The 21908-nt window shown below is 65.4% G+C and carries 25 protein-coding genes; 12 read left to right on the plus strand and 13 right to left on the minus strand.

Going from position 1 to position 21908, the window contains the following annotated elements:
• Positions 1-8 precede the first annotated feature (8 nt).
• Complete coding sequence (locus LDB05_RS17500) at positions 9-431, minus strand: DUF8146 domain-containing protein (protein WP_226005253.1); 423 nt, start codon at positions 429-431, stop codon at positions 9-11.
• A 178-nt stretch (positions 432-609) separates the two neighbouring features.
• Here LDB05_RS17500 and LDB05_RS17505 point away from each other — a divergent pair, with 178 nt between their 5' ends.
• Positions 610-1590 (plus strand): VOC family protein, encoded by a 981-nt coding sequence (locus LDB05_RS17505; RefSeq protein ID WP_226005254.1) that lies wholly within the window; start codon positions 610-612, stop codon positions 1588-1590.
• On the plus strand, positions 1587-2264 hold the full coding sequence (locus tag LDB05_RS17510; protein ID WP_226005255.1) for an alpha/beta hydrolase: 678 nt from the start codon (positions 1587-1589) through the stop codon (positions 2262-2264). Before LDB05_RS17505 ends, LDB05_RS17510 begins: the two co-directional genes overlap by 4 nt.
• Before the next feature lie 89 nt (positions 2265-2353).
• Here the strand turns inward: LDB05_RS17510 and LDB05_RS17515 are convergent, their stop codons facing one another.
• From LDB05_RS17515 to LDB05_RS17525, 3 genes are all read right to left on the minus strand, one after another.
• The gene (locus LDB05_RS17515) at positions 2354-2992 is read right to left on the minus strand and encodes an RPA family protein (RefSeq protein ID WP_226005256.1); all 639 of its coding nucleotides are present in this window, start codon (positions 2990-2992) and stop codon (positions 2354-2356) included.
• 1 nt (position 2993) lies between these two features.
• Positions 2994-3923: a replication factor A gene (locus LDB05_RS17520; RefSeq protein ID WP_226005257.1), complete on the minus strand. Its 930-nt coding sequence runs from the start codon at positions 3921-3923 to the stop codon at positions 2994-2996.
• Between the two features lie 176 nt (positions 3924-4099).
• A complete protein-coding gene (locus LDB05_RS17525) occupies positions 4100-4990 on the minus strand; it encodes a dihydrodipicolinate synthase family protein (protein WP_226005258.1) in 891 nt (296 codons plus the stop codon).
• Between the two features lie 141 nt (positions 4991-5131).
• On the opposite strand from LDB05_RS17525, the gene LDB05_RS17530 reads away from it, so the two are divergent.
• Entirely contained in the window at positions 5132-5443 is a 312-nt protein-coding gene (locus LDB05_RS17530; RefSeq protein WP_226005259.1) for a DUF7091 family protein, read from the plus strand.
• 1 nt (position 5444) lies between these two features.
• A complete protein-coding gene (locus tag LDB05_RS17535) occupies positions 5445-6476 on the plus strand; it encodes a mannose-1-phosphate guanylyltransferase (protein ID WP_226005260.1) in 1032 nt (343 codons plus the stop codon).
• A gap of 16 nt (positions 6477-6492) precedes the next feature.
• Here the strand turns inward: LDB05_RS17535 and LDB05_RS17540 are convergent, their stop codons facing one another.
• The 4 genes from LDB05_RS17540 to LDB05_RS17555 are packed head-to-tail and all read right to left on the minus strand — an operon-like array spanning position 6493 to position 9444.
• Positions 6493-6702 carry a CbaC protein gene (locus LDB05_RS17540; protein WP_226005261.1) on the minus strand — a complete coding sequence of 70 codons (210 nt, stop codon included), beginning with the start codon at positions 6700-6702 and terminating at the stop codon, positions 6493-6495.
• A complete protein-coding gene (locus LDB05_RS17545; protein ID WP_226005262.1) occupies positions 6703-8442 on the minus strand; it encodes a b(o/a)3-type cytochrome-c oxidase subunit 1 in 1740 nt (579 codons plus the stop codon). It abuts the gene before it with no gap.
• Positions 8429-9244 carry a cytochrome c oxidase subunit II gene (locus LDB05_RS17550; protein ID WP_226005263.1) on the minus strand — a complete coding sequence of 272 codons (816 nt, stop codon included), beginning with the start codon at positions 9242-9244 and terminating at the stop codon, positions 8429-8431. Before LDB05_RS17550 ends, LDB05_RS17545 begins: the two co-directional genes overlap by 14 nt.
• Positions 9241-9444: a hypothetical protein gene (locus LDB05_RS17555; protein ID WP_226005264.1), complete on the minus strand. Its 204-nt coding sequence runs from the start codon at positions 9442-9444 to the stop codon at positions 9241-9243. Before LDB05_RS17555 ends, LDB05_RS17550 begins: the two co-directional genes overlap by 4 nt.
• A 99-nt stretch (positions 9445-9543) precedes the next feature.
• Between LDB05_RS17555 and LDB05_RS17560 the strand changes: the two genes are divergently transcribed.
• From LDB05_RS17560 to LDB05_RS17570, 3 genes are read left to right on the plus strand one after another with little or no spacing between them, the layout of a single operon-like run.
• Complete coding sequence (locus LDB05_RS17560) at positions 9544-9762, plus strand: DUF8131 family protein (protein WP_226005265.1); 219 nt, start codon at positions 9544-9546, stop codon at positions 9760-9762.
• A 17-nt stretch (positions 9763-9779) separates the two neighbouring features.
• A complete protein-coding gene (locus LDB05_RS17565) occupies positions 9780-10622 on the plus strand; it encodes a sulfite exporter TauE/SafE family protein (RefSeq protein ID WP_226005266.1) in 843 nt (280 codons plus the stop codon).
• Position 10623: 1 nt separating this feature from the next.
• Positions 10624-13110: a heavy metal translocating P-type ATPase gene (locus tag LDB05_RS17570; protein WP_226005267.1), complete on the plus strand. Its 2487-nt coding sequence runs from the start codon at positions 10624-10626 to the stop codon at positions 13108-13110.
• 24 nt (positions 13111-13134) lie between these two features.
• Here the strand turns inward: LDB05_RS17570 and LDB05_RS17575 are convergent, their stop codons facing one another.
• A complete protein-coding gene (locus LDB05_RS17575; protein WP_226005268.1) occupies positions 13135-13386 on the minus strand; it encodes a CDGSH iron-sulfur domain-containing protein in 252 nt (83 codons plus the stop codon).
• A 157-nt stretch (positions 13387-13543) separates the two neighbouring features.
• Here LDB05_RS17575 and LDB05_RS17580 point away from each other — a divergent pair, with 157 nt between their 5' ends.
• Together LDB05_RS17580 and LDB05_RS17585 are read left to right on the plus strand one after the other, a co-directional pair.
• Positions 13544-13837, plus strand: coding sequence for a DUF7521 family protein (locus LDB05_RS17580; RefSeq protein WP_226005269.1), 294 nt, complete (start codon positions 13544-13546; stop codon positions 13835-13837).
• 423 nt (positions 13838-14260) lie between these two features.
• Positions 14261-15445 carry an NAD(P)/FAD-dependent oxidoreductase gene (locus LDB05_RS17585; RefSeq protein ID WP_226005270.1) on the plus strand — a complete coding sequence of 395 codons (1185 nt, stop codon included), beginning with the start codon at positions 14261-14263 and terminating at the stop codon, positions 15443-15445.
• A gap of 1 nt (position 15446) precedes the next feature.
• Here LDB05_RS17585 and LDB05_RS17590 read toward each other — a convergent pair whose 3' ends face one another.
• The 3 genes from LDB05_RS17590 to LDB05_RS17600 all read right to left on the minus strand — a co-directional run bounded on the left by LDB05_RS17590 (position 15447) and on the right by LDB05_RS17600 (position 17866).
• Positions 15447-15929: an Hsp20/alpha crystallin family protein gene (locus LDB05_RS17590; protein WP_226005271.1), complete on the minus strand. Its 483-nt coding sequence runs from the start codon at positions 15927-15929 to the stop codon at positions 15447-15449.
• A 193-nt stretch (positions 15930-16122) separates the two neighbouring features.
• Positions 16123-16281, minus strand: coding sequence for a DUF7559 family protein (locus tag LDB05_RS17595; protein WP_226005272.1), 159 nt, complete (start codon positions 16279-16281; stop codon positions 16123-16125).
• 124 nt (positions 16282-16405) lie between these two features.
• Complete coding sequence (locus tag LDB05_RS17600) at positions 16406-17866, minus strand: winged helix-turn-helix transcriptional regulator (RefSeq protein ID WP_226005273.1); 1461 nt, start codon at positions 17864-17866, stop codon at positions 16406-16408.
• 352 nt (positions 17867-18218) lie between these two features.
• Here LDB05_RS17600 and LDB05_RS17605 point away from each other — a divergent pair, with 352 nt between their 5' ends.
• From LDB05_RS17605 to LDB05_RS17615, 3 genes are all read left to right on the plus strand, one after another.
• Positions 18219-19946 carry a radical SAM protein gene (locus LDB05_RS17605; protein ID WP_226005274.1) on the plus strand — a complete coding sequence of 576 codons (1728 nt, stop codon included), beginning with the start codon at positions 18219-18221 and terminating at the stop codon, positions 19944-19946.
• A gap of 107 nt (positions 19947-20053) precedes the next feature.
• Entirely contained in the window at positions 20054-20476 is a 423-nt protein-coding gene (locus LDB05_RS17610) for a hypothetical protein (RefSeq protein ID WP_226005275.1), read from the plus strand.
• 107 nt (positions 20477-20583) lie between these two features.
• Positions 20584-20994, plus strand: a complete 411-nt coding sequence (locus LDB05_RS17615) for a TRAM domain-containing protein (RefSeq protein ID WP_226005276.1) — start codon at positions 20584-20586, stop codon at positions 20992-20994.
• Positions 20995-21218: 224 nt separating this feature from the next.
• Here the strand turns inward: LDB05_RS17615 and LDB05_RS17620 are convergent, their stop codons facing one another.
• Entirely contained in the window at positions 21219-21890 is a 672-nt protein-coding gene (locus LDB05_RS17620) for a YkgJ family cysteine cluster protein (RefSeq protein WP_226005277.1), read from the minus strand.
• Positions 21891-21908 lie beyond the last annotated feature (18 nt).

Below are 21908 nucleotides of genomic sequence, written 5' to 3' on the forward strand. Positions count from 1 at the left end.
TCGGGTCGCTACCGCAGCTGGTACGATTCGTCTTCGTCGTCTAACTCGTCCAGTTCGTCGAGCAACAGGACCTCGTCTTCCTCGTCCTCGAGCCGATCCTGCAGGTCGTTGACGTACCCCTTGTACTCGTCGAGTTGTTCTCTCAGGTGTTCGGCCTCGAGTTCCAGCCGCTCGTGTTCGCGGATGAAGCGCTTCGGGACTTCGACGGTCGGCGGGAACGAGATGTCGTCGCCCTCGCCGTCGCCGCTGGTTCGGGCCTCGAGTTCGGCCTCGGGGACGACCTCGACCTGCCCGTCGTGCTCGACGAGCTGGTCGACGTAGTCCCGGAAGACGGCGGACAGCGAGATGTCGCGCTCCTCGGCGATGGCCTGGAGCGCCTCGAACGCGTCCTCGTTGACCCGAAACGAGATGGTCTTGTTCTTGTTCCCCATCGATAGCTACATTCGTTGTTCCCGATACTTAACAATTCGTCAGACGAGCGGTGCCGTCGACGAGGGAGCCGTCGACGCGAGCGCACGGGCGGACGAGTGAACGGGTTCGTACGACCGAATCAGCGTACAGGTGACGACGACCACGCAGGCTATTGATCTGGAGACCCAATCGAGGCCCATGCTGTCCGACACGCCGGGGCTCCACCACGTGACGGGGATCGTCGGGGACGCACAGACGGCGATCGACTTCTACGTGGGTGTGCTCGGCGTTCGACTCGTCACGCAGACGGTCAACTTCGAGGACATCCTCCAGCACCACCTCTACTTCGGCGACGCGAACGGGACGCCGGGGACGGTCCTGACTCACTTCCCGGACCCGCACGGCGATCCCGGCCGGGCCGGAAAACCACAGCTCGAGTCGGTCTCGTTCGTGGTTCCGACCGACTCCCTCGAGTACTGGGAGACGCGGCTCGCGGATCACGACGTCGCGGTCGAGGGGCCGCTCGAGCGATTCGACGAGCGAGTGCTGCGGTTCGAGGATCCCGCGGGGACGCAGGTCGAACTCGTGGCCGGGCCGCCGGTTCCGGGGGACATCGAACGCTGGACCGCTGGTCCCGTTCCGACGGAGCACGCGATCCGCGGGCTCCACGGTGTCGCGGCGCTGTCGGTCAATCCCTACGCGACTGCGGGGACGCTCGAGACGCTGGGATTCGAACACGAGGCCGAAGACGGCGATCGGATCCGGTATCGTGCCACCGGATCGCGGGCCACGGTCGTCGACGTGCTGGATCGGGACGCCCCGTTCGGCCGCGAGGGGACGGGAACGCTCCACCACGTGGCGGTCCGAGTCGAGGAAGAGGACGATCTCCACGAGTGGAGAGACCTCTTCGACGACCGCGGCTACGACGTCTCCCGCGTCAAGGATCGCCACGTCTTCCACTCGCTGTACGTCCGCGAGCCGGGCGGGATCCTCTTCGAACTGGCGACCGAGACCGACGGCGTCGCCGCGAGTGAGGCCGGAACGGACCCCGGCGAATCGCTGTACCTGCCCGACTGGTTCGAGGACGATCGGGACTTGATCGAGAGCCAGCTCCCGGCGCTGACGGTCCCGACGGGGCGATCGACCGACGAGGAACCCGCAGGTACCGAGGACCGATGACGGAATCGGGCCGCTCGATGGATGCCGTCTCGGGACCCCACGCCGGTCAGCCGCTCCTCACGGCCGGTGCGCCCGCACTGGCCGCGGACGCAGCGTTGATCGCCTGTCACGGTCGCGGCGCGACGGCACAGGGCGTCATCAACCTCATGGAACCGGTCTCTCGACACGGCGTCGCCGTCCTCGCGCCGCAGGCCGAGCGAAGCCGCTGGTATCCGCGGCCGTCGACCGCACCGCGAGCGGACAACGAACCGTGGCTCTCCTCGAGCGTCGACTGCGTGGCCGACGCAGTCGAGGCCGCGCGAGCAATCGACGTCCCACCGGAGCGGACCGTCATCGCCGGCTTCTCGCAGGGCGCGTGCGTCGCCGCGGAGTTCGTCCGCCGAAATCCGGCCCGCTACGGCGGACTCGCCGTCCTCTCGGGGCTGCTCCCCGGGTCGACCGGCGAGCTCCGTTCGACCTCGATCGACGGCTCGCTCGAGGACACGCCGGTCCTCGTGGGCTACGGCGCGGACGACCCGCGCGTCGATCGCGAGCGCGTCGCCGAGACGATTCGAATCTTCGAGGAGGCTGACGCCGCGGTCGACGAGCGGTGCTATCCCGACACGGGCCACGAAGTCACCGACGACGAGTTCGACGCGATCGGCGCGATGCTCGAGGCTGTTCTGGAGGAGTAACGGTTCACGCGGCGATCGATACCGCCATCGCGGTCTGACCGAGGAAGTCGCTATCGAGCTGAAAACAAAAAAACCGAGAGTGGCTGCGCTCAGACCGTCGCTTCCGTGTCGTCCTCGACGGTCTCGAGGCTCTCGAGCGCCTGAATCACGTCGTTGCGGTAGTTGACGACGGGCGAGTCGTAGCGTTCGCGGGCCATCTCGGCGTATTCGTTCGTCGGTGCGGTCGAACCGCTTTCGGGCGCTTCCTGTTCGGCTTCCCACTCTTCGAAGGCCTCGATGCGATCGAGCGTGTGCCGGGCGGTTTCGACGACCCAGCGGTCGCGGGTGGCGTCGTCGACGACCGCGATCGACTCCGGTCGCAAGGAGACGTTGACGGTCCCGTCGTCGGTCTCGTAGGTGCGCGGTTTGCCGACGATGGAGACGTATTCCGGCGGCTCCGTGTCCCGGAGCACCGAGGCGGCCTCGGGCTGGTACTGGCCGGCGTAGACGAAGAACGTCCCCGTCGGGTCGACGACGCGGCCGCGCCAGTACTCGCTGTCGTCGCCGACGTCCTCGGTTTCGGTGAGGGTGCCGACGACGAACACGCGGTTCGCGCGGTCGCCCGTCGGGAGGAGCGCGAAGTTCGGCGCTCGCTCGTCGTCGCTCTCTTTGAACGCGTACGTCGAATCGTTGAATTCGGAAGCGAAGACGCGGCGGGCGACTTCGCGGGTGAGTTCTGACTGGCTCATGTTACATCGACCTCGCTTTGATCAGCAGTTCCTCTGGATCCGCTGGCTCGTCCAGTTCTTCGACGTCGTCGGCCAGAACGTAGCGACCGAAGGTCGGCCCCTCGATGCGGTAGTAGGTGCCGACGATGTCGTCTCTGATCTCGTCGGCGACGACGGTCGTGTCCAGCGCGTCCATCGCCATGTCCTTGGCTTCCTCCAGGCTCAGGCCCGTCAGGTCCTCGGTGGCGTCCTTGTCGAAGATGACCTCGTGGGCGTCGATGCCGTCGTCGACGACGGCCTTGATGCGGAGATCGAACTCGCCTTCGCCCTCGCCGTGCTCGTTACAGCGGCCGTTCTGGAGGACGCGGGTACAGCCCTCCTCCGGACAGCGCTTGATCAGCCCGCTGCCGCTTTGCATGTCGACCAGTGCGCCCTCGACCTCGCTGGTGTCGTTGCCGACCTCGAGGTCCTCGTCGAGCTCCTCGATCACCGTCGTCGAATTGAGCTTGACCGAGTACCGGCCCTGGTACTCGTCGGTGACGACGTTGCGAAGCTCGTAGACGCCGCCTTCCTCGAGCGCGGGAAGGTCGGATTTGGCCCACTTGGTGAACTTGATCGTCCCCGTCGGGTCGCCGAGCAGGCCGACCTGCGCGACCGAGTCGCTGCGGGGGTCCCAGAGTTCGATGACCTTGGCCGTCAGGTCGATCCACTCCTCGGGTTCGTCGACGTCCTCGACGCTGGCTTTCTCGCTGTCGCTGCTCGAGATGTCCTCGCGCTCGAGGCCGGCCTCCTCGAGGTAGTGGTTGGTGACGCTCCGGCGCGCCTCGTCCATCGGTACTTTGTACTCGTCGACGAGCGTGGTCAGGCGCTCTTCGACGTCCTCGACGCTCACGTCGAGGTGATCCGAAAACTGCTCGTGGATGTCGTCCGCGTGTTGTCGTACGTCGCTCATTGTCTCACGCCTCCTCTTTGGTTTCACTGGGAGGCATACGTCCGTTCGCGCCCGATAGTATTTAAACTACCGCCACCGGAGCGGAAGTGAACGGCGGTGAAAGAAACCGCATGACGGCGTCGTGGAGTCAGTTCCAGTAGGGCGAGTACCGCCGCTATCGGAACGGGCGGGTTCCACTACCGCTCGCCGACCGCGAGTGCGGCCTCGAGGGCGTCGCCGATCGCTTCGGAACCGGGGTCGTCGACGGCGACGAGCGGCGGCCGGACCTCGCCGGAGGAGATAACGCCGCGTTCGGTGAGTGCGGTCTTCGTCGCCGGGGCGAAGTCGTGGGTCGTACAGGCCTCGAACAGCGGCGAGATGGCGTCGCGCTGGAGGTCTCGACCCCGTTCGTCGTCGGCCCGTTCGAACGCCTCCCGTAGAACCTCGGGGACGACGTTCGATAGCGCGTTGATTCCGCCGTCGGCACCCATTCGCAGCGCGGGGACCAGCAGCGCGTCGTATCCCTGCAGGCACAGGAACTCGTCGGGCGTCGTCCCGAGCACGGAGAGGAAGTACTCGAGGTCGCCGCTCGAGTCCTTGATTCCGATCGCCCGCTCGTGGTCCGCGACGGCGGCGACGGTCTCCGGTTCGATCCGCTGGCCCGTACATTGCGGAATGTTGTACAGCAAGACGGGGAGCGACGCGTCTGCGAGGACCGCTTCGAAGAACTGTTCGTTGCCAGCAGGCGCGTTCGCGGTCGTGAAATACGGCGCGACGATCGCGGCGGCGTCGGCACCCGCGTCGGCGGCGCGGTCGATGGCCGCGATCGTGTCCTCGACGCTCGTCGCCGCCGCCCCCGCGACGACGGGGACCTCGGCGTGGTCGACCGTCGTCTCGATGACGTGTCGTTGCTCGTCGGCCGTCAGGGCGGGGAACTCGCCGGTCGTTCCACAGGGGAAGACGGCGTCGATGCCGCCTGCTTGCAGGTGATCGAGCAGGTCGGCGAGAGCGGCATCGTCGATCGATCCGTCGTCGAACGGCGTCACCGTCGGACAGGTGATCCCCCGGAGTGCATCGTGAATGTCCATGTTCGGACGTTCGTCCATTCGGTCAAAGTCGTTGCCATCGCGGTCGTCCTCTCCGGTCGGCGCGATCGGGTGAGTCCCGCTGACGACGGATCGATACCGACGGCCAACAGTATATGTTCCCGGCGGCCAAATGGTGAGCCAATGCCGGATCGGCGTCAGATCGAGCGGTTCCTCCGCTCGACGCTTCAGGAGGCGGGCGAGCAGTTCGAGGAGCTCCGCAGATCGACCGACGAGCAACTCGACGAGGCGCGAGACTCCTACGAGGTGGCGAAGAACGCTCGCGGGCTGCCGTCGGACGACGCGGGACGGGCGAAGATCGTCTGCCGGCGGTACGCCGAACAGCGGGCGGCGAAGCTCGACGAGGAGTTCCGACCGGCCTGTTACGAGCAGGGTCATCCCGATTGCGAAGGCTGTGCCGAGGACGTCCGGGAAGGACGGATCGAGACCTGGTAAGATGGAGCGGCCAGTCATCGCGTGCGTCCTCGCCGGCGGAACCGGAAGTCGACTCTACCCCGCGAGCCGAAGCGATCGCCCGAAACAGTTCCTCCCGCTCGTCGGGGAGCGGTCGCTGCTTTCGCGGACGATGGACCGAACGGCGTTCGCCGACGAACGACACGTCCTCACGCGCGAGTCCTTCGCCGGCGAGATTCACGAGCACGCACCGGAAGCGGGCGTGCTGGTCGAGCCCGACGGCAAGGATACCGGCCCGGCGCTGGTCTACGCGGCATGGCGGCTGCGCGATCGCTTCGAGACGGAGCCGGTGTTGGTCTGTCTGCCCAGCGATCACCACGTCGACGACGACGCGGCGTTCGCAGCTCGACTCGAGCGCGCCGCCGAAATAGCGGCCGAAACGGACGGCCTCGTCACGCTCGGGGTCGCGCCGACGAGACCTGCGACGGGGTACGGCTACATCGTCCCCGACCGAACCGAGTTCAGCGAGAGTGGTGAGTTCGCCTCAGTCGAGCGATTCACAGAGAAACCCGACCGCGAGGAGGCGACCCGGCTCCTCGAGTCCGGTGCGTACTGGAACGCCGGCATCTTCGCCTGGACGCCCGGCGCGCTGTTACGCGAAGCGCGCGACTCCCCGCTCGCGCCGCTGGTCGACGCGCTCGAGGACGGTGATCCCGACTGCGGGTTCGACGCTATCGACCCCGCCAGCGTAGATTACGCGATTATGGAGCGTGCGAGCGACGTCTTCGTGACGCCGCTGTCAGTCACCTGGGACGACCTCGGGACGTGGGACGCCATCGGACGGGTGCTCGAGACCGATAACGACGACGCGGAGAATCAATCTGTCGGCGGAGACGTCCTCTCCGTCGACGCGTCGAACAACGTCGTCGCCGCGCCCGACGCACACGTCTCCCTGCTCGACGTCGACGACCTGATCGTCGCCGCGTTCGACGATCGAATTCTCGTCGCTCCGCGCGATTCGTCACAGCGAGTTCGAGACGTCGTCGCCCGCCTTCGCGAACGCAACGCTTTCTGAAAAATCGGACCGCGGGTCAGCTCGAGCGGGTCGGTTCGGCCTCCGCGTCACCGTTGGGCGGCCACACAGCCCAGATCACGATCGCGAGGACGACGACCGCGCCCAGTACGAGCGACTCGAGGACGGAGATCTCGACGCCGAACCACGAGAGCACCGTCCGGAACTCGACGATGAACGGGACGAGGATGGCGATGACGACCAGCAGCGCCCCCTTCGAGATGCGCATCTACGGCATCACCTCCCGGAGATGCTCGAGGGCGACCGCGGGGTCGGATCCGATGGAGAGCTGGAGGCCGTCGATGCCGGGACCGAACAGGCCGCCGGCGTCGATGATGCTCGCCAGCGGGAGCGTGTACGCGAAGATGACGAGCACGGTCGCGATGGCGGTCCAGAGCTTGAGGTTGTCGAGGACCACCGGGGCGTCCTCCGGCCCGGACAGCGTCTCGGCGTAGGTGTTGTCCGGGATCTCGTCGCTGGAACCGCCGAGCGACGTCATGACCATGTTCAGGAGGAACAGGGCGAGCGACACCGTCAACAGCGTCGCGCCGAGGGCGACCTGCGCGTTGATTTCGCCCATGCTGCCGGCGGCGGGCTCGAACGCGAAGTTCTCGTACTGCGGTTCCGCGGTCCGACGGGGAACGCCGAACAGCCCGGAGCGGTGCATCGCGTTCGACATGAACGTCATGCCGACGAACCAGACCAGCACCTGGACCAGGCCGAGCGAGCGGTTCCAGAGCTCTTTGCCGGTGACCTGCGGAATGAACCAGTAGGCGGCCGCCATGAACGTCAGCGCGACGGCGGTGCCGACGGTGAGGTGGAAGTGACCGACGATCCACCACGTGTTGTGGACGAGGTAGTTGATGTTCATCCCCGCGTTGATCATGCCGGAGAAGCCGGCCGCGGCGAACATGAGTCCCGCGAGCGCCATCCCGGTGAAGACCGGGTCGCGCCAGGGCAGTGCTTTGAGCCAGCCGAGATAGCCCGTCCCGCCGCGCTGGCGCGCACCGTGTTCCATACTGGCGACGACGGTGAAGGCGGTCAGCAGGCTCGGGAGGAGCAAGAACATCGTGTTCGTCATCGCGATGAACTTGTACCCCTCAGCGATGCCGGGATCGAGGTACTGGTGGTGGATCCCGGTCGGCGTCGACAATAGCAGGAAGAGTACGAAGACGACTCGTGCGAGCGGGTCGCTGAACAGCTTCCCGCCGGAGAGCTTCGGCAGCATGATGTACCACAGCATGTACGCCGGCATCAGCCAGAAGTAGACGACCGCGTGCCCGAAGTACCAGAACAGCGTCCGGGTGAGCAGCGGGTTGACGGAGTCGACGATCCCCATCGACCACGGAAGGAGGAGGAGGAGAATCGACAGCGCGACCCCGAGCGTACAGAGGTACCAGAACAGGGTCGTCGTCAGGGCCATGAACGTCGGCAGCGGAATCCGCTCGTCGGGGTTGTCACTGCGCCAGGCCAACCACGTCCGGAACCAGTCGGCACCGGCGAGCCACGTCCCGACGACGAACAGCACGAGCCCCACGTAAAACGCCGGATGCGGTTGCAGCGGCGCGTAGAACGTAAAGAGCACGTCCGCGTTCATCGGAATAGCGTCCACGACGCCACCGAGGATCGAGACGCCGACCAGCACCGTTCCGACCACCATCATCGCGTACCAGCCCCAGCTGAACCGGAGGTCGACGAGCCCGCGATCGAGGCTGGTCGTCACGCCCCACGTGAAGATACCCACGAGGAAGAAGATCGTGAACGTAATCGCGAGCAACACGCCGTGAGCGGTGAGGACGGTGTAGTAGTCCGGCGACTCCATAATGCGGAGGAAGTCGGTGCGGTGAAGCGCCTGCAAGAGCCCGAGCGAGCCGCCGATCGCCAGCGCGAGGAAGGAACTCCAGAACGCCGCCTCGATCAGCCGCGCTTCGTTCGGGAACCGGTCGATGTAGGCGTTACGCATCGCCATCACCTCCGTTCGCGGCGCTCTCGTCACCGCCGTCGGTCGCGTTGACGACCGTGAGCGTTCCAGTCTCCTCGTGGTCGTCGACGGTTACCGTCCAGTCGTGGTCTCCCTCACCGAGTTCGGCGCTGTCGACCGTGAACTCGACTGCTTCGCTGCCGTCACCGGGGACCGTGACGTCTCGCTCGGATCCCTGATCGCCGATCTCGAGTGCGACTGTCGTCTCGAGGTCCTCTTGCATCCCGTTGCTCACGTTCGCCGTGATCGTCGTCTCGTTGCCCGCCTCGACCTCGCTGGGAGCGTCGACGGACAGCTCGGTCAGGTCGAACTCGTCTTCGGGGACGACGTTCAGTTTGCCCTCCATCGTGTGGTGGTACTCACCGCAGTATTCGTTACAGAGGATGCCGTACTCGCCCGGTTCGTCGAACCGGACGGTCATCTCCGAGATCTGCCCGGGGATGACCATCGTGTTGACGTTCGTCCCGACGACGGAGAAGCTGTGTGTCACGTCCCGGCTCGTGACGTAGAACGTGACTTCGCTGTTCGCCGGGACTTCGATCTGCTCGGGCGTGTACGCCCACGCCTGTGCGACGACGTTGACCTCGTACTCGTTGCCGCCGACGTGCTCGACGCCGGGGTCGCCGAAGCGCTCGTGGTCGTTGATCTCGGCGGGATCGATCGTCCCGCCGTCGTCGTCGATCATCGCGATGCCGGGACCGACCGCGCCGTACGTGATCGTCGCCATGAAGCCGACGATCAACACCATGGCCGCGACCAGCCACGCCTTTTCGTAGGTGTGGATGTTCACGCTAGTCCCACCACCGTCAGGACCGCTCCGACGACCGTCGGCCCGTTACCGAGGAACTCGACGAAGTACATGAACACCCACAACAGTACCAGTATCAGGAAGTAGATCGTGATCAGGATCGCCGTCCCGACCGGATCGTACTCCTCGTGACCGATCTCGCGAACCTGATCGGTCTCGCTCTTTTCCGTTGCCGAAGCCATACGCTGTGTAGGGCAAGTGGACCACTTACAACCGGTCAGACTTCCCGTTCGGTGGGAATACCCTCAGAATTTAAGATATCGACTCTCTCAGTGTTGGGTATGACTCTCGAGAGCGTCACGCCGCGACACGCGGCGGCCGTCGGATTGCTCGCGTTCGTTCCGGTTCTCGTCTACGGGATCACCCACTCCGCACTCGCCGGCATCGTCAGCGGGATCAATCTGCTCATCATCTTCGCCTCGCTGTACATCGCGACGACGCCGGTCGAGGGCGGGCACGGACACGGTCATCCCGGTGACGGCAACGGCACCGCGAGTTAAGCGCCCCCTTCTCTCAGATGGTTCCAGTACCACTCGCGGCGACTCCGAACCCGTCGTCGCTCGCACTCGAGGCCGCGCCGCTATCCGCTGCCGGCCTCGAGAACGCGGACCTCCTCGTCCTCGTCGTCGTGGGACTGCTCGCCGGCGCACACTGTCTCGGCATGTGCGGGCCGCTGGTGACGGCCTACGCCGATCGGATCGCCGCCGCGAGCGAGAAGCGCCGCGAGGACACGCTCACCGGGTACGAGGTCCGACAGCACGCGCTATTCAATCTCGGTCGGACGGCCAGTTACGCCGCCATCGGCGGCCTCTTCGGCCTGCTGGGCGCGGTGACGATCGCTTCGAGCGAGGCCGTCGCCGCGGTCGGCGATTCCGTCAGGGGCGCGACCGGTATTCTGGTCGGGATCGCGATCATCGTGAGCGGGGCGTACTACCTCCGGGGCCGAACTGCGGTTCCCGGTCACGGGCTCCCCGTCGTCGGCTCGCTGTTCGGTCGACTGTCGGGACTGCTCTCGAGCCGGATCGACCGGCTCGCGACGTCGCCGGGAATCGTCGCGCTCGGCGCGCTCCACGGCTTCATGCCGTGTCCGATCATATATCCGGCCTACCTCTACGCGTTCGCGCTCGGCTCGCCGACGCGCGGTGCGCTCTCGCTGGCCGCGCTCGGCCTGGGGACGATCCCGACCCTGTTCGCCTACGGTACCGTCCTGACGTCGATCGATCCGGACACGCGCGTTCGCCTCCACCGCGGGCTCGGGGCTTCGTTCGTCGTCCTCGGCTACATCCCCCTCTCGCACGGGTTGATGCTGTACGGCGTCGACCTCCCCCACCCGCCGCTCCCGTTCGCACAACCGTTCTAACATGAGTCACGAATCCCGGCCGCCCACGAATCGGCCTGTCCCCGCGTCGGACTCCGGCAATTCGAGCGAGACCTCCACCTCGAGTCGCCACACTGACGCCGCCGCCACGTGTGACCTCTGTGACCTCCCGACCCCCGACGACCCCATCACTGCGGCCGACGCGGACGGGTCGTTCTGCTGTCGGGGCTGTCTCGAGGTCTCCCGAACGCTCGACCGGACCGACGCACCCGACGTCCCCGACGAATCGGCGGTGCGCTCGCGGGTCGGGCAGGACGAGATGGACGACCGCGACCTCGCGGATCTCGAGGGCGAGGACGCGTTCCTCGCGGTCGAGGGAATGCACTGCTCGACCTGTGAGGCCTTCCTCGAGGCGACCGCCGAGGGCGAAGACGGCGTCCTCGGTGCGACGGCCAGCTACGCGACGGACACGATCCGAATCGTCTACGACTCCGACCGGGTCGCGGCCGAGGACCTCCCGGACCTCGTCTCCGGGTACGGCTACACCGCGGCCGATCGGGCCGCCGATGACGAGACGGACGCGGACGACGGCCTCGTTTCGCTCCTGCTGGGCGGGTTCTTCGGCATGATGGTCATGGTGTGGTACGTGCTGTTCCTGTACCCGACCTACTTCGGCTTCGAGCCGGTGGCCGACTTCGGCGGCTACGACGGTCTCTTCCTCGCCGCGAACATCTGGTTGCTGGCCTCGTTCATCCTGTTTTATACCGGCTACCCGATCCTCCGCGGTGCGTACGTCAGTCTCAGAGCGGGCCGGCCGAACATGGATTTACTCGTCGCGACGGCAGCGCTGGGGTCGTACACCTACAGCGTAATCGCGATGCTGCTCGGGGAACTCCACCTCTACTTCGACGTCACCGTCGCGATCGTCCTCGTCGTGACCGCCGGGACCCACTACGAGCAGGCGGTCAAGCGCCGCGCAACTGGCTTGCTCTCCGAGCTGACCGAGCGACAGGTCGACGAGGCCCGCCTCGAGAGCGGTGAGACGGTTCCGCTCGAGGCCGTCGAACCCGGCGACCGACTCCTCGTGCGGCCCGGCGAGCGGGTCCCCCTCGACGGCGAGGTGGTCGAGGGAACCGCCGCGATCGACGAGTCGCTGGTCACGGGCGAGTCCCTGCCCGCCCGGAAGGAACCGGGCGATTTCGTCCGCGGCGGGACCGTCGTAACCGACGCCCCGATCGTTCTGTCGGTGGGCGACGAGGCCGAGAGCACCCTCGACCGGCTCGTCTCCTTGCTCTGGTCGATCCAGAGCGCACGGCCCGGCGTCCAGCGGCTCGCGGACAAGCTCGCGACGGTCTTCGTCCCGCTGGTCGTCGCCCTCGCCGTCGGGACCGCCGCCGTTCTCCTCCTGACTGGCTCGAGCGCGTCGGATGCGCTGCTGATCGGACTCACGGTCGTGATCGTCTCCTGTCCGTGTGCGCTCGGACTCGCGACGCCGCTCGCCATCGCCGCGGGCGTTCAGGCCGCGGCGGAGCGCGGAATCGTCGTCGCGACGGAGACGATCTTCGAAGACGCGCCCAGTATCGACGTCGTGGTGCTCGACAAGACGGGAACCCTCACGACCGGGACGATGGCGGTCGAAGCCGTCCACACCGTCGACAGTGACGACGGCGACGAAAGCGATTCGGATGCCGACGAGGTGCTCCGGCGTGCCGGTACGGTCGAGGCGCTCTCCGAACACCCGATCGCGGCGGCCGTGGCAGACGCTGCGGCGGCGCCCCCGACCGCGGACGGCACACCCGCACGCGCCGTCGAGGGGTTCGAGCGAACGGACCGCGGCGTCAGCGGACTCGTCGACGGCGAACGGGTCACCGTCGGCCACCCCGAGTACCTCCGCGAGCAGGGACACGCAGTTCCCGAGGCCCTCGAGTCGCGGATCGACGAGACTCGAACCGCCGGTCGTGTTCCCGTCGCCGTCGGCTGGGACGGGCGAGCCCGCGGCGTGATCACCGTCGGCGATTCGCCACGCGGGGAGCTCGAGGACGCACTCGAGACGCCCTCGACGGGTCGCGACGTCGTCGTCCTCACCGGCGACGAGGGCCGGGCGGCCGACGAGTTCCGGGAACTGGACGGCGTCGACGAGGTCTTCGCCGGCGTCCCACCGGAAGCGAAGGCGGAGACCGTCGATCGGCTGCGGGCTCGCGGGACGGTCGCGATGGTCGGCGACGGGAGCAACGACGCGCCCGCGCTGGCCGCCGCCGACGTCGGCATCGCGATGGGTGGCGGGACGAAACTCGCGACCGACGCGGCCGACGCGGTGATCGTCGACGACGACCTCACGGCCGTCGCAGACGCCTTCGACATCGCCACGAGTACCCATCGGCGGATCCGACAGAACCTCGGCTGGGCCTTCGCGTACAACGCGGTCGCGATCCCCCTCGCGGTCGCCGGCCTGTTGAACCCGCTGTTCGCGGCCGTTGCGATGGCCGCGAGCAGTGCGCTCGTCGTCTGCAACTCGGCGCGGTCGCTCTGATCGGGCGCTGTCCTTCCCCCTACTCTATTCGGTCGCGTCCGTTCTGTCCCCGTCGTCAGTCGTCACGACTCGCTCGACCGCTCGGCGTTCCCCGTCTTCGTAGACGTACGTCGTTCCCTCGTCTTCGTCGCTCGTCTGTCGATGACTGCCGTCACAGAACGGGAACGACTCCGAAAGGCCGCACTGACAGACCGCGATATCTCCCTTTTCGTCGTCGATATCCGACGGGTCGAGTTTGCGCGGTCCGTCTTCCTCGAGTTCGACGAGTCGCGTCATCGGATAGGGGTTTGGAGGCCGGCCGCAAAACCCTTCGCTCGAGGGGCAGACCGGATCGAACCGGACGGCAAATTGCGGGGATAGCTGGCACGTCCCACGCCTTTCGGGAACGGCAAGGTTCTTACTACAGGTATTGAATATCGAAGTGAGCACAGCTATGTGGTTCTACGCCGCGGCCATACCGACCGCGATCGCGCTCGCGGTCGTCAAAACGCTCGTCCTCGTCGTCGGCGGCGTCATCACGTTCTTCGCGTACAAGGCCTACCGCCGGACGCGCCAGCCCGCGCTGGGCTATCTCTCGCTGGGTTTCGGGCTCGTCACGCTCGGACTGGTCTTCGCAGGGATGCTGTACGAATACCTCGGCATGGATCTGATGACCGGCATTCTGCTCGAGAGCCTGCTGGTTCTCGCGGGATTTCTCGTGATCGCGTACTCCTTGTACGTCACGTGACGCGGGTTCCGATCCGCACGAGCCGGGCCGCGGCCCGACTCTCTGCCGCCCGGCTCGAGCGACCGAGGGGTCGGACGGCTCGAGGACTGAGATCACCTAACTAATTTGGGAACAACGGTATTGCTACGACCGTCGTACGTCCCTCCCACGGCAGGGAGACCCAACACTGAACCATGGAGTTCCGCCCTGCCGTCGTACCCCCCTTCCTCCCGTCTCGACCGTGACGAGTACGGATCCCGTCCGCTGGACAGCGCCGCTCGAGGAGCGCCGCGGGTGGCAACCCGTACCGCGACCACCCAGAGGTAAGTAGACCCCAGCCCGAGTTGGGGCCATGCAAGTCGATTCCGACGACCTGGGGGAACGGGTGTGCGATGGAGACGACTCGAGTCGACGCTGCCAACCCATACGGGGGAGTGATCGCTCATGAGCGGCGACGGCGAGCCGGAGCTGGCCGTCGGCGCGGACGCGTTCACCGAACGGGGTGCGGGCCTCGAGGTGGCGGTCGTCGGTGCGGGAGCCGTCGGCGCGACAGCGGCCTACGATCTCGCGAGCGAGGGCGCGGACGTGACCCTCTACGATCGCGACTCCGTGGCGAGCGACGCGACCGGTCGTGCGGCCGGCATCTGCTACGACGCCTTCGCCGACGGCCTCGACGCCGAAATCGCGGGCGACGCGATCGAACGGTTTCGCGCGCTTTCGGGCGACGATACGTTCCCGTTCGTCGAGTGTCCCTACGTCTGGCTCGCCCGCGAGGGCGACGCGGCTCGGGCCGACGCCATCCGCGAACAAGTGCGTCGCATGCAGGACAACGACATCGTCGCCTTCGAACTGGACCGTGACGCGCTCGCGGATCGCTTCCCCGCGTTACGGACCGACGACGTCGCGGTCGCGGGAATCGCCGGCGCCGCCGGCTACACCGACCCCGCAGCGTACACGGCCTGTCTCGCCGCAGCAGCCACCGGCGCCGGCGCGACCCTCGAGACCGACACGCCGGTTGCCGTCGAAACCGATCCGGCACGGGTCGTGCGTCCGGACGGCGAGAGCCACGAGGTCGATGCGGTGCTCGTGGCCGCCGGCGCACGAACGAAAGCACTGCTCGCGGACGCCGGCATCTCCCTCGCCGTGAAACCCTATCGCGTGCAGGCGCTCGTCGCGGGCGGCGACCTCGCGGAGCCGATGTGTTACGACGCGACCGGCGACTTCTATCTGCGACCTCACGGCGATGGCTTCCTCGCGGGCAACGGTACCGAAGAACGCGAGGCCGACCCGGACGCGTACGATCGCGACGCCGACCCGGACTTCGCCGACGACCTCCTCGAGCGCGTCGCCCACCGCGTTCCAGCGGTCGAGAACGGCACGCTCGAGCGGGCGTGGGCCGGCCTCTGTACGGCGACGCCCGATCGAAACCCGCTGGTCGGACAGGTCGATACGGGACTGTACGTCGCGACCGGGTTCCAGGGCCACGGCTTCATGCGTGCGCCAGCGATCGGACAGCGGGTTGCGGAAGAAATACTCGGTGGGTCGGGGATCGACGCCTTCGATCCACTGCGGTTCGACGGCGACGAGTCGTTCGACGTCGTCGAGGGAATGGCGCTCGATCGAACCTGACTCAGTCGTCGATGGCGACCTGTTCCGTGTCCGTCTCCGACTCGATGGTCCCGTCGGTCTCGTCGGCTGTCTCGGCCCCATCTACGGTCTCGCCGGCATCCCCGACGGACGATCGTTTCGGAATCTCGACGTTCAGCGTTCCAGTTTCGCTGAGCGTCGCCGTTCCGGCGTCCGGATCGACGACGGCGTCGGTCGGTAACTCGGCCTCGCCGTTCAGCGACATCCCGCGGCCGGGGAAGCGCATCTCGTAGCCCTCGTGAAACTGCCGGAACCGGTCGATGCGAATCCTGACGTTGCCCTCGAGGTAGCGGACCTGGACGTCGTCCGGTTCGGCTCCCGGTGCGTCGAAGACGACGCGATAGGAGGTGTCGTTTTCGAGGATGTCGACGGGAAGCGATCGGTAGTTCTGGACGCGGCCGTTCGCGCGGCCGACCTGACGATAGAGGGCGTTACCAACCGATTTACCGAGGTCTGAGAGGCTCACGGGTGGTCACCCCGGGCGGTGTGAGCGACGCTGGCGGCGGTCGCGGGGACCTGACAATGTATTGAGGGCATAACCGTGGTAATCACTACGATATCCCCGTTGAAATCCCTTTTGCTACGCCAAAAGAAACGTCTGACGAGGCCACCGCTGGTCGAGTCACGATCGGTTGTGGAGTGAGTCGCACGGTCACCGCTCAGAGTTCGACGCGCTCGAGGCAATCGGTCCCGCCACAGACCGGACACGAGAGTTCGGAGACGCTGAACTCGTCCGGCACGTCGTAGGTGTAGTGGTTCTCGAAGATGTCGAGAAAACAATCGTCGGCAGTACAGACGACTTCTTCCGTCGGAGGCATACGCAGCCATTGGGGGGCCGAACTAATCAAGATTGGCTTCACCCACGACGACTGCAGGCATCGGTGTCGCTCACGGCCGGACTACTCGCGGTCGGTGACCCGATACGCCGGCGGGACCCGTTCGCTACCGCTGCTCGACGGTTCGCTCGATACCGGGTTCGAGACGGGTCATGACCGCCGATCCGTCGCGAGTTCGAACCACGAGCCCGCTTTCTTCGAGCGCCGAGAGGTGGTGAGTTACCGTACTCGGATGCCGATCGAGTTCGTCAGCGAGCGTCGTCGTCTGTGTGGCGCCGCGATCAGCCAGCGTCTCGAGGAGCCGCCTGGTTGCGGGCTTCTCGAGCGCGATCCGGAGTGCGATATCGACGTCCTCGATCGTATCGCCGCGGTAGTAACAGCGATTGCCGCGAATTTTCTTCGAGCTGATCAGGTTTTCCTCGTCGAGAATCCTGAGGTGGTGTCGGATCGTCGACAGCGAGGCGTCGGTCGCGTCCGCGAGTTCGGAGAGGTGTATCCCGGGGTCGGTCCCGATTTTGTGGTAGATCTCCCGACGGGATTCGTGTGCGAGCGGATCGGAATCGTCGAACCGACTGTACTGGAACAGCGTGCCGAAGTATCGCCACTGATCCGTGCCCGATTCCTCGAACGCCGCCGTCGTCATCCGAATCGTCCCCTGCAGAGACGACCACTGACCGACGATAAGCGACGAGAGTCCGACCGTCGAACTGTTTGTCAGTGCCGTTGAGAAGAGAGCCACGAACGCGATACTGATAGAGTGTCCCCACTGCGACGGCCCGTCCGTCGAGTCTTTACCGGCAGTCGAACCGGTTTCGTTGTCGGGGCTCGTATCATCAGATCCGTTCTCGCTCGTCCGGGCCGCTCCGTCGTCGTCTGAGATCGATCCGATCCCAGTGCTTGAGATACCCGACCCGAGGCCATTGGCTGAATCAGCAGAGTAGTTCGAATCGTTGAACTCGTCCGGTTGCTCGGGTTTGCCGGGTTTATCGGGTTTGTCTGACTTCCCTGGTTTATCGGGTTTGCCAGGCTTGTCGGGTTTACCAGGTTTGTCGGGTTTGCCGGGCTTGTCGGGTTTACCAGGTTTATCGGGTTTACCGGGTTTGTCTGGCTTCCCTGGTTTATCGGGTTTATCGGGTTTACCGGGCTTATCGGGTTTACCAGGTTTGTCGGGTTTGCCGGGCTTGTCGGGTTTACCGGGCTTATCGGGTTTGCCAGGCTTATCGGGTTTACCAGGTTTGTCGGGTTTGCCAGGCTTATCGGGTTTACCAGGTTTGTCGGGTTTACCGGGCTTATCGGGTTTGCCAGGCTTGTCGGGTTTACCAGGCTTATCGGGTTTACCGGGCTTATCGGGTTTGCCAGGCTTGTCGGGTTTACCAGGTTTGTCGGGTTTGCCGGGCTTGTTCTGAATCGAGAACGGTTGATGTGTCTCGTCCGCCTCAGCAGTCAGCGCCTCACCGTTGGTCTCGGCGGAGACGGTTGCCGTCGCTCCTCCGATGAGAACCGTCGCGAGGAGTATCACGACGATGGTCGTACACAGCCGCACTCGAGTCTCCGTCCTCCGGCTCATATTCCCTTTGTTATGCTACTGGTCGGTCATCGTCTCCAGCCGGCTTGGCCTGACGGAACCGATGGCTCAGGATGGATGGGTCGTGCCTCTCGTCGACCGTCACACTTTCATCTGTCACGAGTATCAAATATCATCTCTTCAAACATCATTAAATTAATGAATTCTCTCCAATCTGATTCCTGTTGATTCGGTTCAGTAGACCTCGATGGAGAAGTCGGAGATATCGAGGAGGCTAATGGAAGCGAGTGATCCATGGCGGACTACCGCATCCGCCATCTCGAAACGCGCACACTCGAGGGGCGACCGACGGCGTGTAGTTACCGTTTTACCACTCGAGGCGCTATCGGGAGCCATGACTGACCCCGAGACGCTGTCGGTGACGATCGTCGACGGCTACGTCGACGAGCCCGCACACTTCGGGGTGCCGCCGTACATCTCGACGTACCCCCGGTACGCAGCAGGCGCGCTCGTGGACGCGGGCGTTCCGCGCGAGCAGATTACGTACCACACGATCGACCGACTTCGCGACGAACCCGACTACTGGCAGGACGTCGACGAGGCGGATCTCCTGATCTACCTCGGCGGAATGACCGTTCCCGGAAAGTACGTCGGCGGTACGCCGGCCGAACCCGACGAAGTCCGAAAGCTCGCCTGGACCGCGAACGGCACCAGCCTGATGGGCGGCCCGGTCAAGTTCGGCGTCGGGGACGAAAACGCCGGCGCGACCGAGACCGAACGCCAGGATCTGGATTTCGATTTCGTCGCCAAGGGCGACGTCGAGGCGGCCGTCTTCGACCTCGTCGAGAGCGGCCTCGAGGGCTTCAACAACCGAATGCGCGACATCGACGAGGTGTCGCGGTGGGCTCAGGACGGTGCGTTCATCGTCGAGCAACATCCCAATCACCCGGAGCACCTCATCGCGGAACTCGAGACCTCCCGCGGCTGTGCGTATCGGTGTTCGTTCTGCACGGAACCGCTCTACGGCAACCCCTCGTTCCGGCCGCCGCCGACGGTCGTCGGCGAAGTCGACGCGCTCTCCGATTTCGGCGTCAAACACTTCCGAATCGGCCGGCAGGCCGACATCCTCGCGTACGGCGGTGACGGCGAAGCACCCAATCCGGACGCACTTCGACAGCTCTACAGCGGGATCCGCGAGGTCGCGCCCGACCTCGAGACGCTCCACCTGGACAACATGAATCCCATCACGATCGTGAACTGGCCCGAGCAGAGCCGGGAGGGGATCCGGATCATCGCCGAGCACAACACGCCCGGCGATACGGCCGCGTTCGGCCTCGAGTCGGCCGATCCGGTCGTCCAGGAGGAGAACAACTTGAACGTCAGCGCCGAGGAGTGTTTCGAGGCGGTCCGAATTGTGAATGAAGAAGCAGGGTGGCGGCCCGGGGAAGACCCCGCGGACGCGCCCACCTTCGGCGAGGATGCGCCGCGACGGCTGCCAAAGCTCCTCCCCGGAATCAACCTCCTGCACGGACTCAAGGGCGAACGCGAGGAGACCTACGAGCGCAACCGCGAGTTCCTCCAGCGGGTCTACGACGAGGGCTACATGCTCCGGCGGATCAACATCCGGCAGGTGATGGCCTTCGACGGCACCGACATGAGCGAGACGGGGGCCGAGATCGCGAACGAACACAAACAGCTGTTCAAACGCTACAAGAAGCAGGTCCGCGAGGAGATCGACAATCCGATGCTCGAGCGCGTCGCACCGCCCGGTACCGTCCTCCCGGACGTCCACCTCGAGTACCACCAGGACGGCAAGACCTTCGGCCGCCAGCTGGGTACCTATCCCCTGCTGGTCGGTATCCCCGGCGAGCGCCAACTCGGCCGAACGATCGACGTCGCCGTCGTCGATCACGGCTACCGCTCGGTGACGGGCGTCCCCTACCCGCTCGATCTCAACGCGGCCTCGATGAACGAACTCACCGCGATTCCCGGCATCGGCGACAGCACCGCCGGTGACATCGTCGTCAACCGCCCCTACGAGTCGATCGCCGACGCCGATCTCGGCACGGAGTTCGACCTCTCTCGGTTCGTCACGACGCGGCCGCTCGAGCTCGCGGACTGAGCAGTCCGCAGCTCCGTTCGACCGCGGATCGGTCACCGACTGTCTCCGAACCTTTTGTTCTACCCGGAAATGAGGAATTTTATACTGGACGGCAGTAATTCGCTCCCATGATCGATTCCGTCAGTGACTCGACCGTGCTTTTCGTTCTGTTTTCGATATTGGTACTTCTCCTCGTCGCGATTGCCGGGAGTCTCTGTTATGCAGTTTGGCTGGATGCGGCTTCGCGAGGCGCGAACCCGGCTGTCTGGACGGTCTTCGCGTTTGTCCTTCCGATCGCTGCGATTCCCGTCTACGCGGTCTACTGTATCCGGGGGTCTCGGGATCGGGAAACGCCGCCGGGAAGCACCGAGCGTACGCTCTGGGCAGTCGGAATCGGCGGTACTATCGGTCTCGTCGTCGCTGCCTTCGTTACCCCACCGGATCCGGTGGCGTCGGTGCTCGTCATGCCCCCGCTAGTGATCGTCTTTATCGCGGCGGTTCGAGCGATCGATCGATATCGCGGTTCCACCGCCAGCATTAGCGGGCAATAATGGAGTCCCGTCTCGGGACCGTGAACCGGCGAAAGAAAAACGCCACCGCTGACCTGTCGGTAGTTCTATTACGGATGAGACGAAGAGAAGAAAGTGAGGGTCTGCCTGTGGAAATATCTGAAAAACTGCTGTGTCTGTTCAGTACGGACGTTTCGGAAGAGGAGGATCGTTACGTTATCGAGGTACCGCGCCAGGAGATCGAAACCGGCGATATCGATCCCGGCGAGGTCTACCGCGTCGCGCTCATTTCGCGCGAGGACGAGGCCGACGCCGAGAACGTCTCGGCGACCACCCAACCACAGAGTGCGCCATCCGAGCCACAACCACCGGTCGACGTCGGCGAAACGCGCTACGTCGAAATCGAAGACATCGGCAAGCAAGGCGACGGCATCGCTCGCGTCGAGCGCGGCTACGTCATCATCGTTCCCGGCGCCGACGTCGGCGAACGCGTCAAAATAGAAGTCACCGAGGTCAAGTCGAACTTCGCCGTCGGCGAGATCATCGAAGAGACCTTCTAAAACGACCTTTTTTAACGGGGACATCGGCTGGCGTCTTCGACGCTAGCCTCAATCCCCGTCAAAAAATCTCGACCAAAAAAGGCCGAGCGCGCCGAAGGCGCGCTTCGCGCGCCGTACAGTGACTCCGCTCTCGGTCGAGTCCCTTGAGCCATCCAAGTTCGTCACTCGAGTCGCGACCATCCGAACCGTCTCGCAGAAACCGAGAATCGACTGACCAGCCCCTTTCACTCCTCGAGCGGCGTCCCGTCGATCCGCTTTGCCCCTTCCGAGTCGTGAACGACGATCTCGCCGGGACCGCGGTCGGCGGGTTCGTACTCGTCTCGGACCGCGATGGCCTCTTCGAGTTCTCGAACGGCGCGTTCTTTCAGCGCTCGAGCCAACTCCTCGGCGTCGGCCCGGGAGATGTCCCGACCGAGCCCCTCGCACTCGTGGGCGCGGACCATGCCCGCTTCGTCGACGGCTTCGCCCATCGGCTGGCTGGTGCCCGCGAGCGCGACGCTGAACGGGTAGGTGCGACAGATCAGCGGGCGGTCGTCGTGGGCGGCGCAGGCTCCCGTTCCCGAGTCGTCTTCTTCGTAAAAGGTGCAGTCACCGCAGCCGTCGGTCTGGAGCGCCCACTCGAAGGTCTCGCCCTCGAGCCCGTCGTCACCCGCCGAGAGTCCGTACGGCATCGGCCGAGCGACGTCGCGCCAGTCGTAGTCGCCGTCGTAACTGTCGCTCTCCGTCAGATCGCGCACCTCGTCCGGAAAGACGGTCGCGGTGTGATCGTCTTCCTCGTCGTCCTTGCAGCAGGCGCCACAGCGGGTACACTCGAAGCCGATCGACTCGATCGCGTCCGCGAGGTCGTCGACGGCGAGCTGGCGTGCGTCTTCGAGTTCGGCTTCGAGCGATTGCACACCGGAGGGGAGGCTGTC

The sequence above is a fragment of the Natrinema salinisoli genome, assembly GCF_020405205.1.
In the GTDB taxonomy this organism is placed as follows: domain Archaea; phylum Halobacteriota; class Halobacteria; order Halobacteriales; family Natrialbaceae; genus Natrinema; species Natrinema salinisoli.

Bases quoted from the DNA above. Each gene is read 5' to 3' on its own strand.
- LDB05_RS17500 (WP_226005253.1), bottom strand. From the start codon at position 431: ATGGGGAACAAGAACAAGACCATCTCGTTTCGGGTCAACGAGGACGCG.
- LDB05_RS17505 (WP_226005254.1), top strand. From the start codon at position 610: ATGCTGTCCGACACGCCGGGGCTCCACCACGTGACGGGGATCGTCGGG.
- LDB05_RS17510 (WP_226005255.1), top strand. From the start codon at position 1,587: ATGACGGAATCGGGCCGCTCGATGGATGCCGTCTCGGGACCCCACGCC.
- LDB05_RS17515 (WP_226005256.1), bottom strand. From the start codon at position 2,992: ATGAGCCAGTCAGAACTCACCCGCGAAGTCGCCCGCCGCGTCTTCGCT.
- LDB05_RS17520 (WP_226005257.1), bottom strand. From the start codon at position 3,923: ATGAGCGACGTACGACAACACGCGGACGACATCCACGAGCAGTTTTCG.
- LDB05_RS17525 (WP_226005258.1), bottom strand. From the start codon at position 4,990: ATGGACATTCACGATGCACTCCGGGGGATCACCTGTCCGACGGTGACG.
- LDB05_RS17530 (WP_226005259.1), top strand. From the start codon at position 5,132: ATGCCGGATCGGCGTCAGATCGAGCGGTTCCTCCGCTCGACGCTTCAG.
- LDB05_RS17535 (WP_226005260.1), top strand. From the start codon at position 5,445: ATGGAGCGGCCAGTCATCGCGTGCGTCCTCGCCGGCGGAACCGGAAGT.
- LDB05_RS17540 (WP_226005261.1), bottom strand. From the start codon at position 6,702: ATGCGCATCTCGAAGGGGGCGCTGCTGGTCGTCATCGCCATCCTCGTC.
- LDB05_RS17545 (WP_226005262.1), bottom strand. From the start codon at position 8,442: ATGGCGATGCGTAACGCCTACATCGACCGGTTCCCGAACGAAGCGCGG.
- LDB05_RS17555 (WP_226005264.1), bottom strand. From the start codon at position 9,444: ATGGCTTCGGCAACGGAAAAGAGCGAGACCGATCAGGTTCGCGAGATC.
- LDB05_RS17560 (WP_226005265.1), top strand. From the start codon at position 9,544: ATGACTCTCGAGAGCGTCACGCCGCGACACGCGGCGGCCGTCGGATTG.
- LDB05_RS17565 (WP_226005266.1), top strand. From the start codon at position 9,780: ATGGTTCCAGTACCACTCGCGGCGACTCCGAACCCGTCGTCGCTCGCA.
- LDB05_RS17570 (WP_226005267.1), top strand. From the start codon at position 10,624: ATGAGTCACGAATCCCGGCCGCCCACGAATCGGCCTGTCCCCGCGTCG.
- LDB05_RS17575 (WP_226005268.1), bottom strand. From the start codon at position 13,386: ATGACGCGACTCGTCGAACTCGAGGAAGACGGACCGCGCAAACTCGAC.
- LDB05_RS17580 (WP_226005269.1), top strand. From the start codon at position 13,544: ATGTGGTTCTACGCCGCGGCCATACCGACCGCGATCGCGCTCGCGGTC.
- LDB05_RS17585 (WP_226005270.1), top strand. From the start codon at position 14,261: ATGAGCGGCGACGGCGAGCCGGAGCTGGCCGTCGGCGCGGACGCGTTC.
- LDB05_RS17595 (WP_226005272.1), bottom strand. From the start codon at position 16,281: ATGCCTCCGACGGAAGAAGTCGTCTGTACTGCCGACGATTGTTTTCTC.
- LDB05_RS17600 (WP_226005273.1), bottom strand. From the start codon at position 17,866: ATGAGCCGGAGGACGGAGACTCGAGTGCGGCTGTGTACGACCATCGTC.
- LDB05_RS17605 (WP_226005274.1), top strand. From the start codon at position 18,219: ATGACTGACCCCGAGACGCTGTCGGTGACGATCGTCGACGGCTACGTC.
- LDB05_RS17610 (WP_226005275.1), top strand. From the start codon at position 20,054: ATGATCGATTCCGTCAGTGACTCGACCGTGCTTTTCGTTCTGTTTTCG.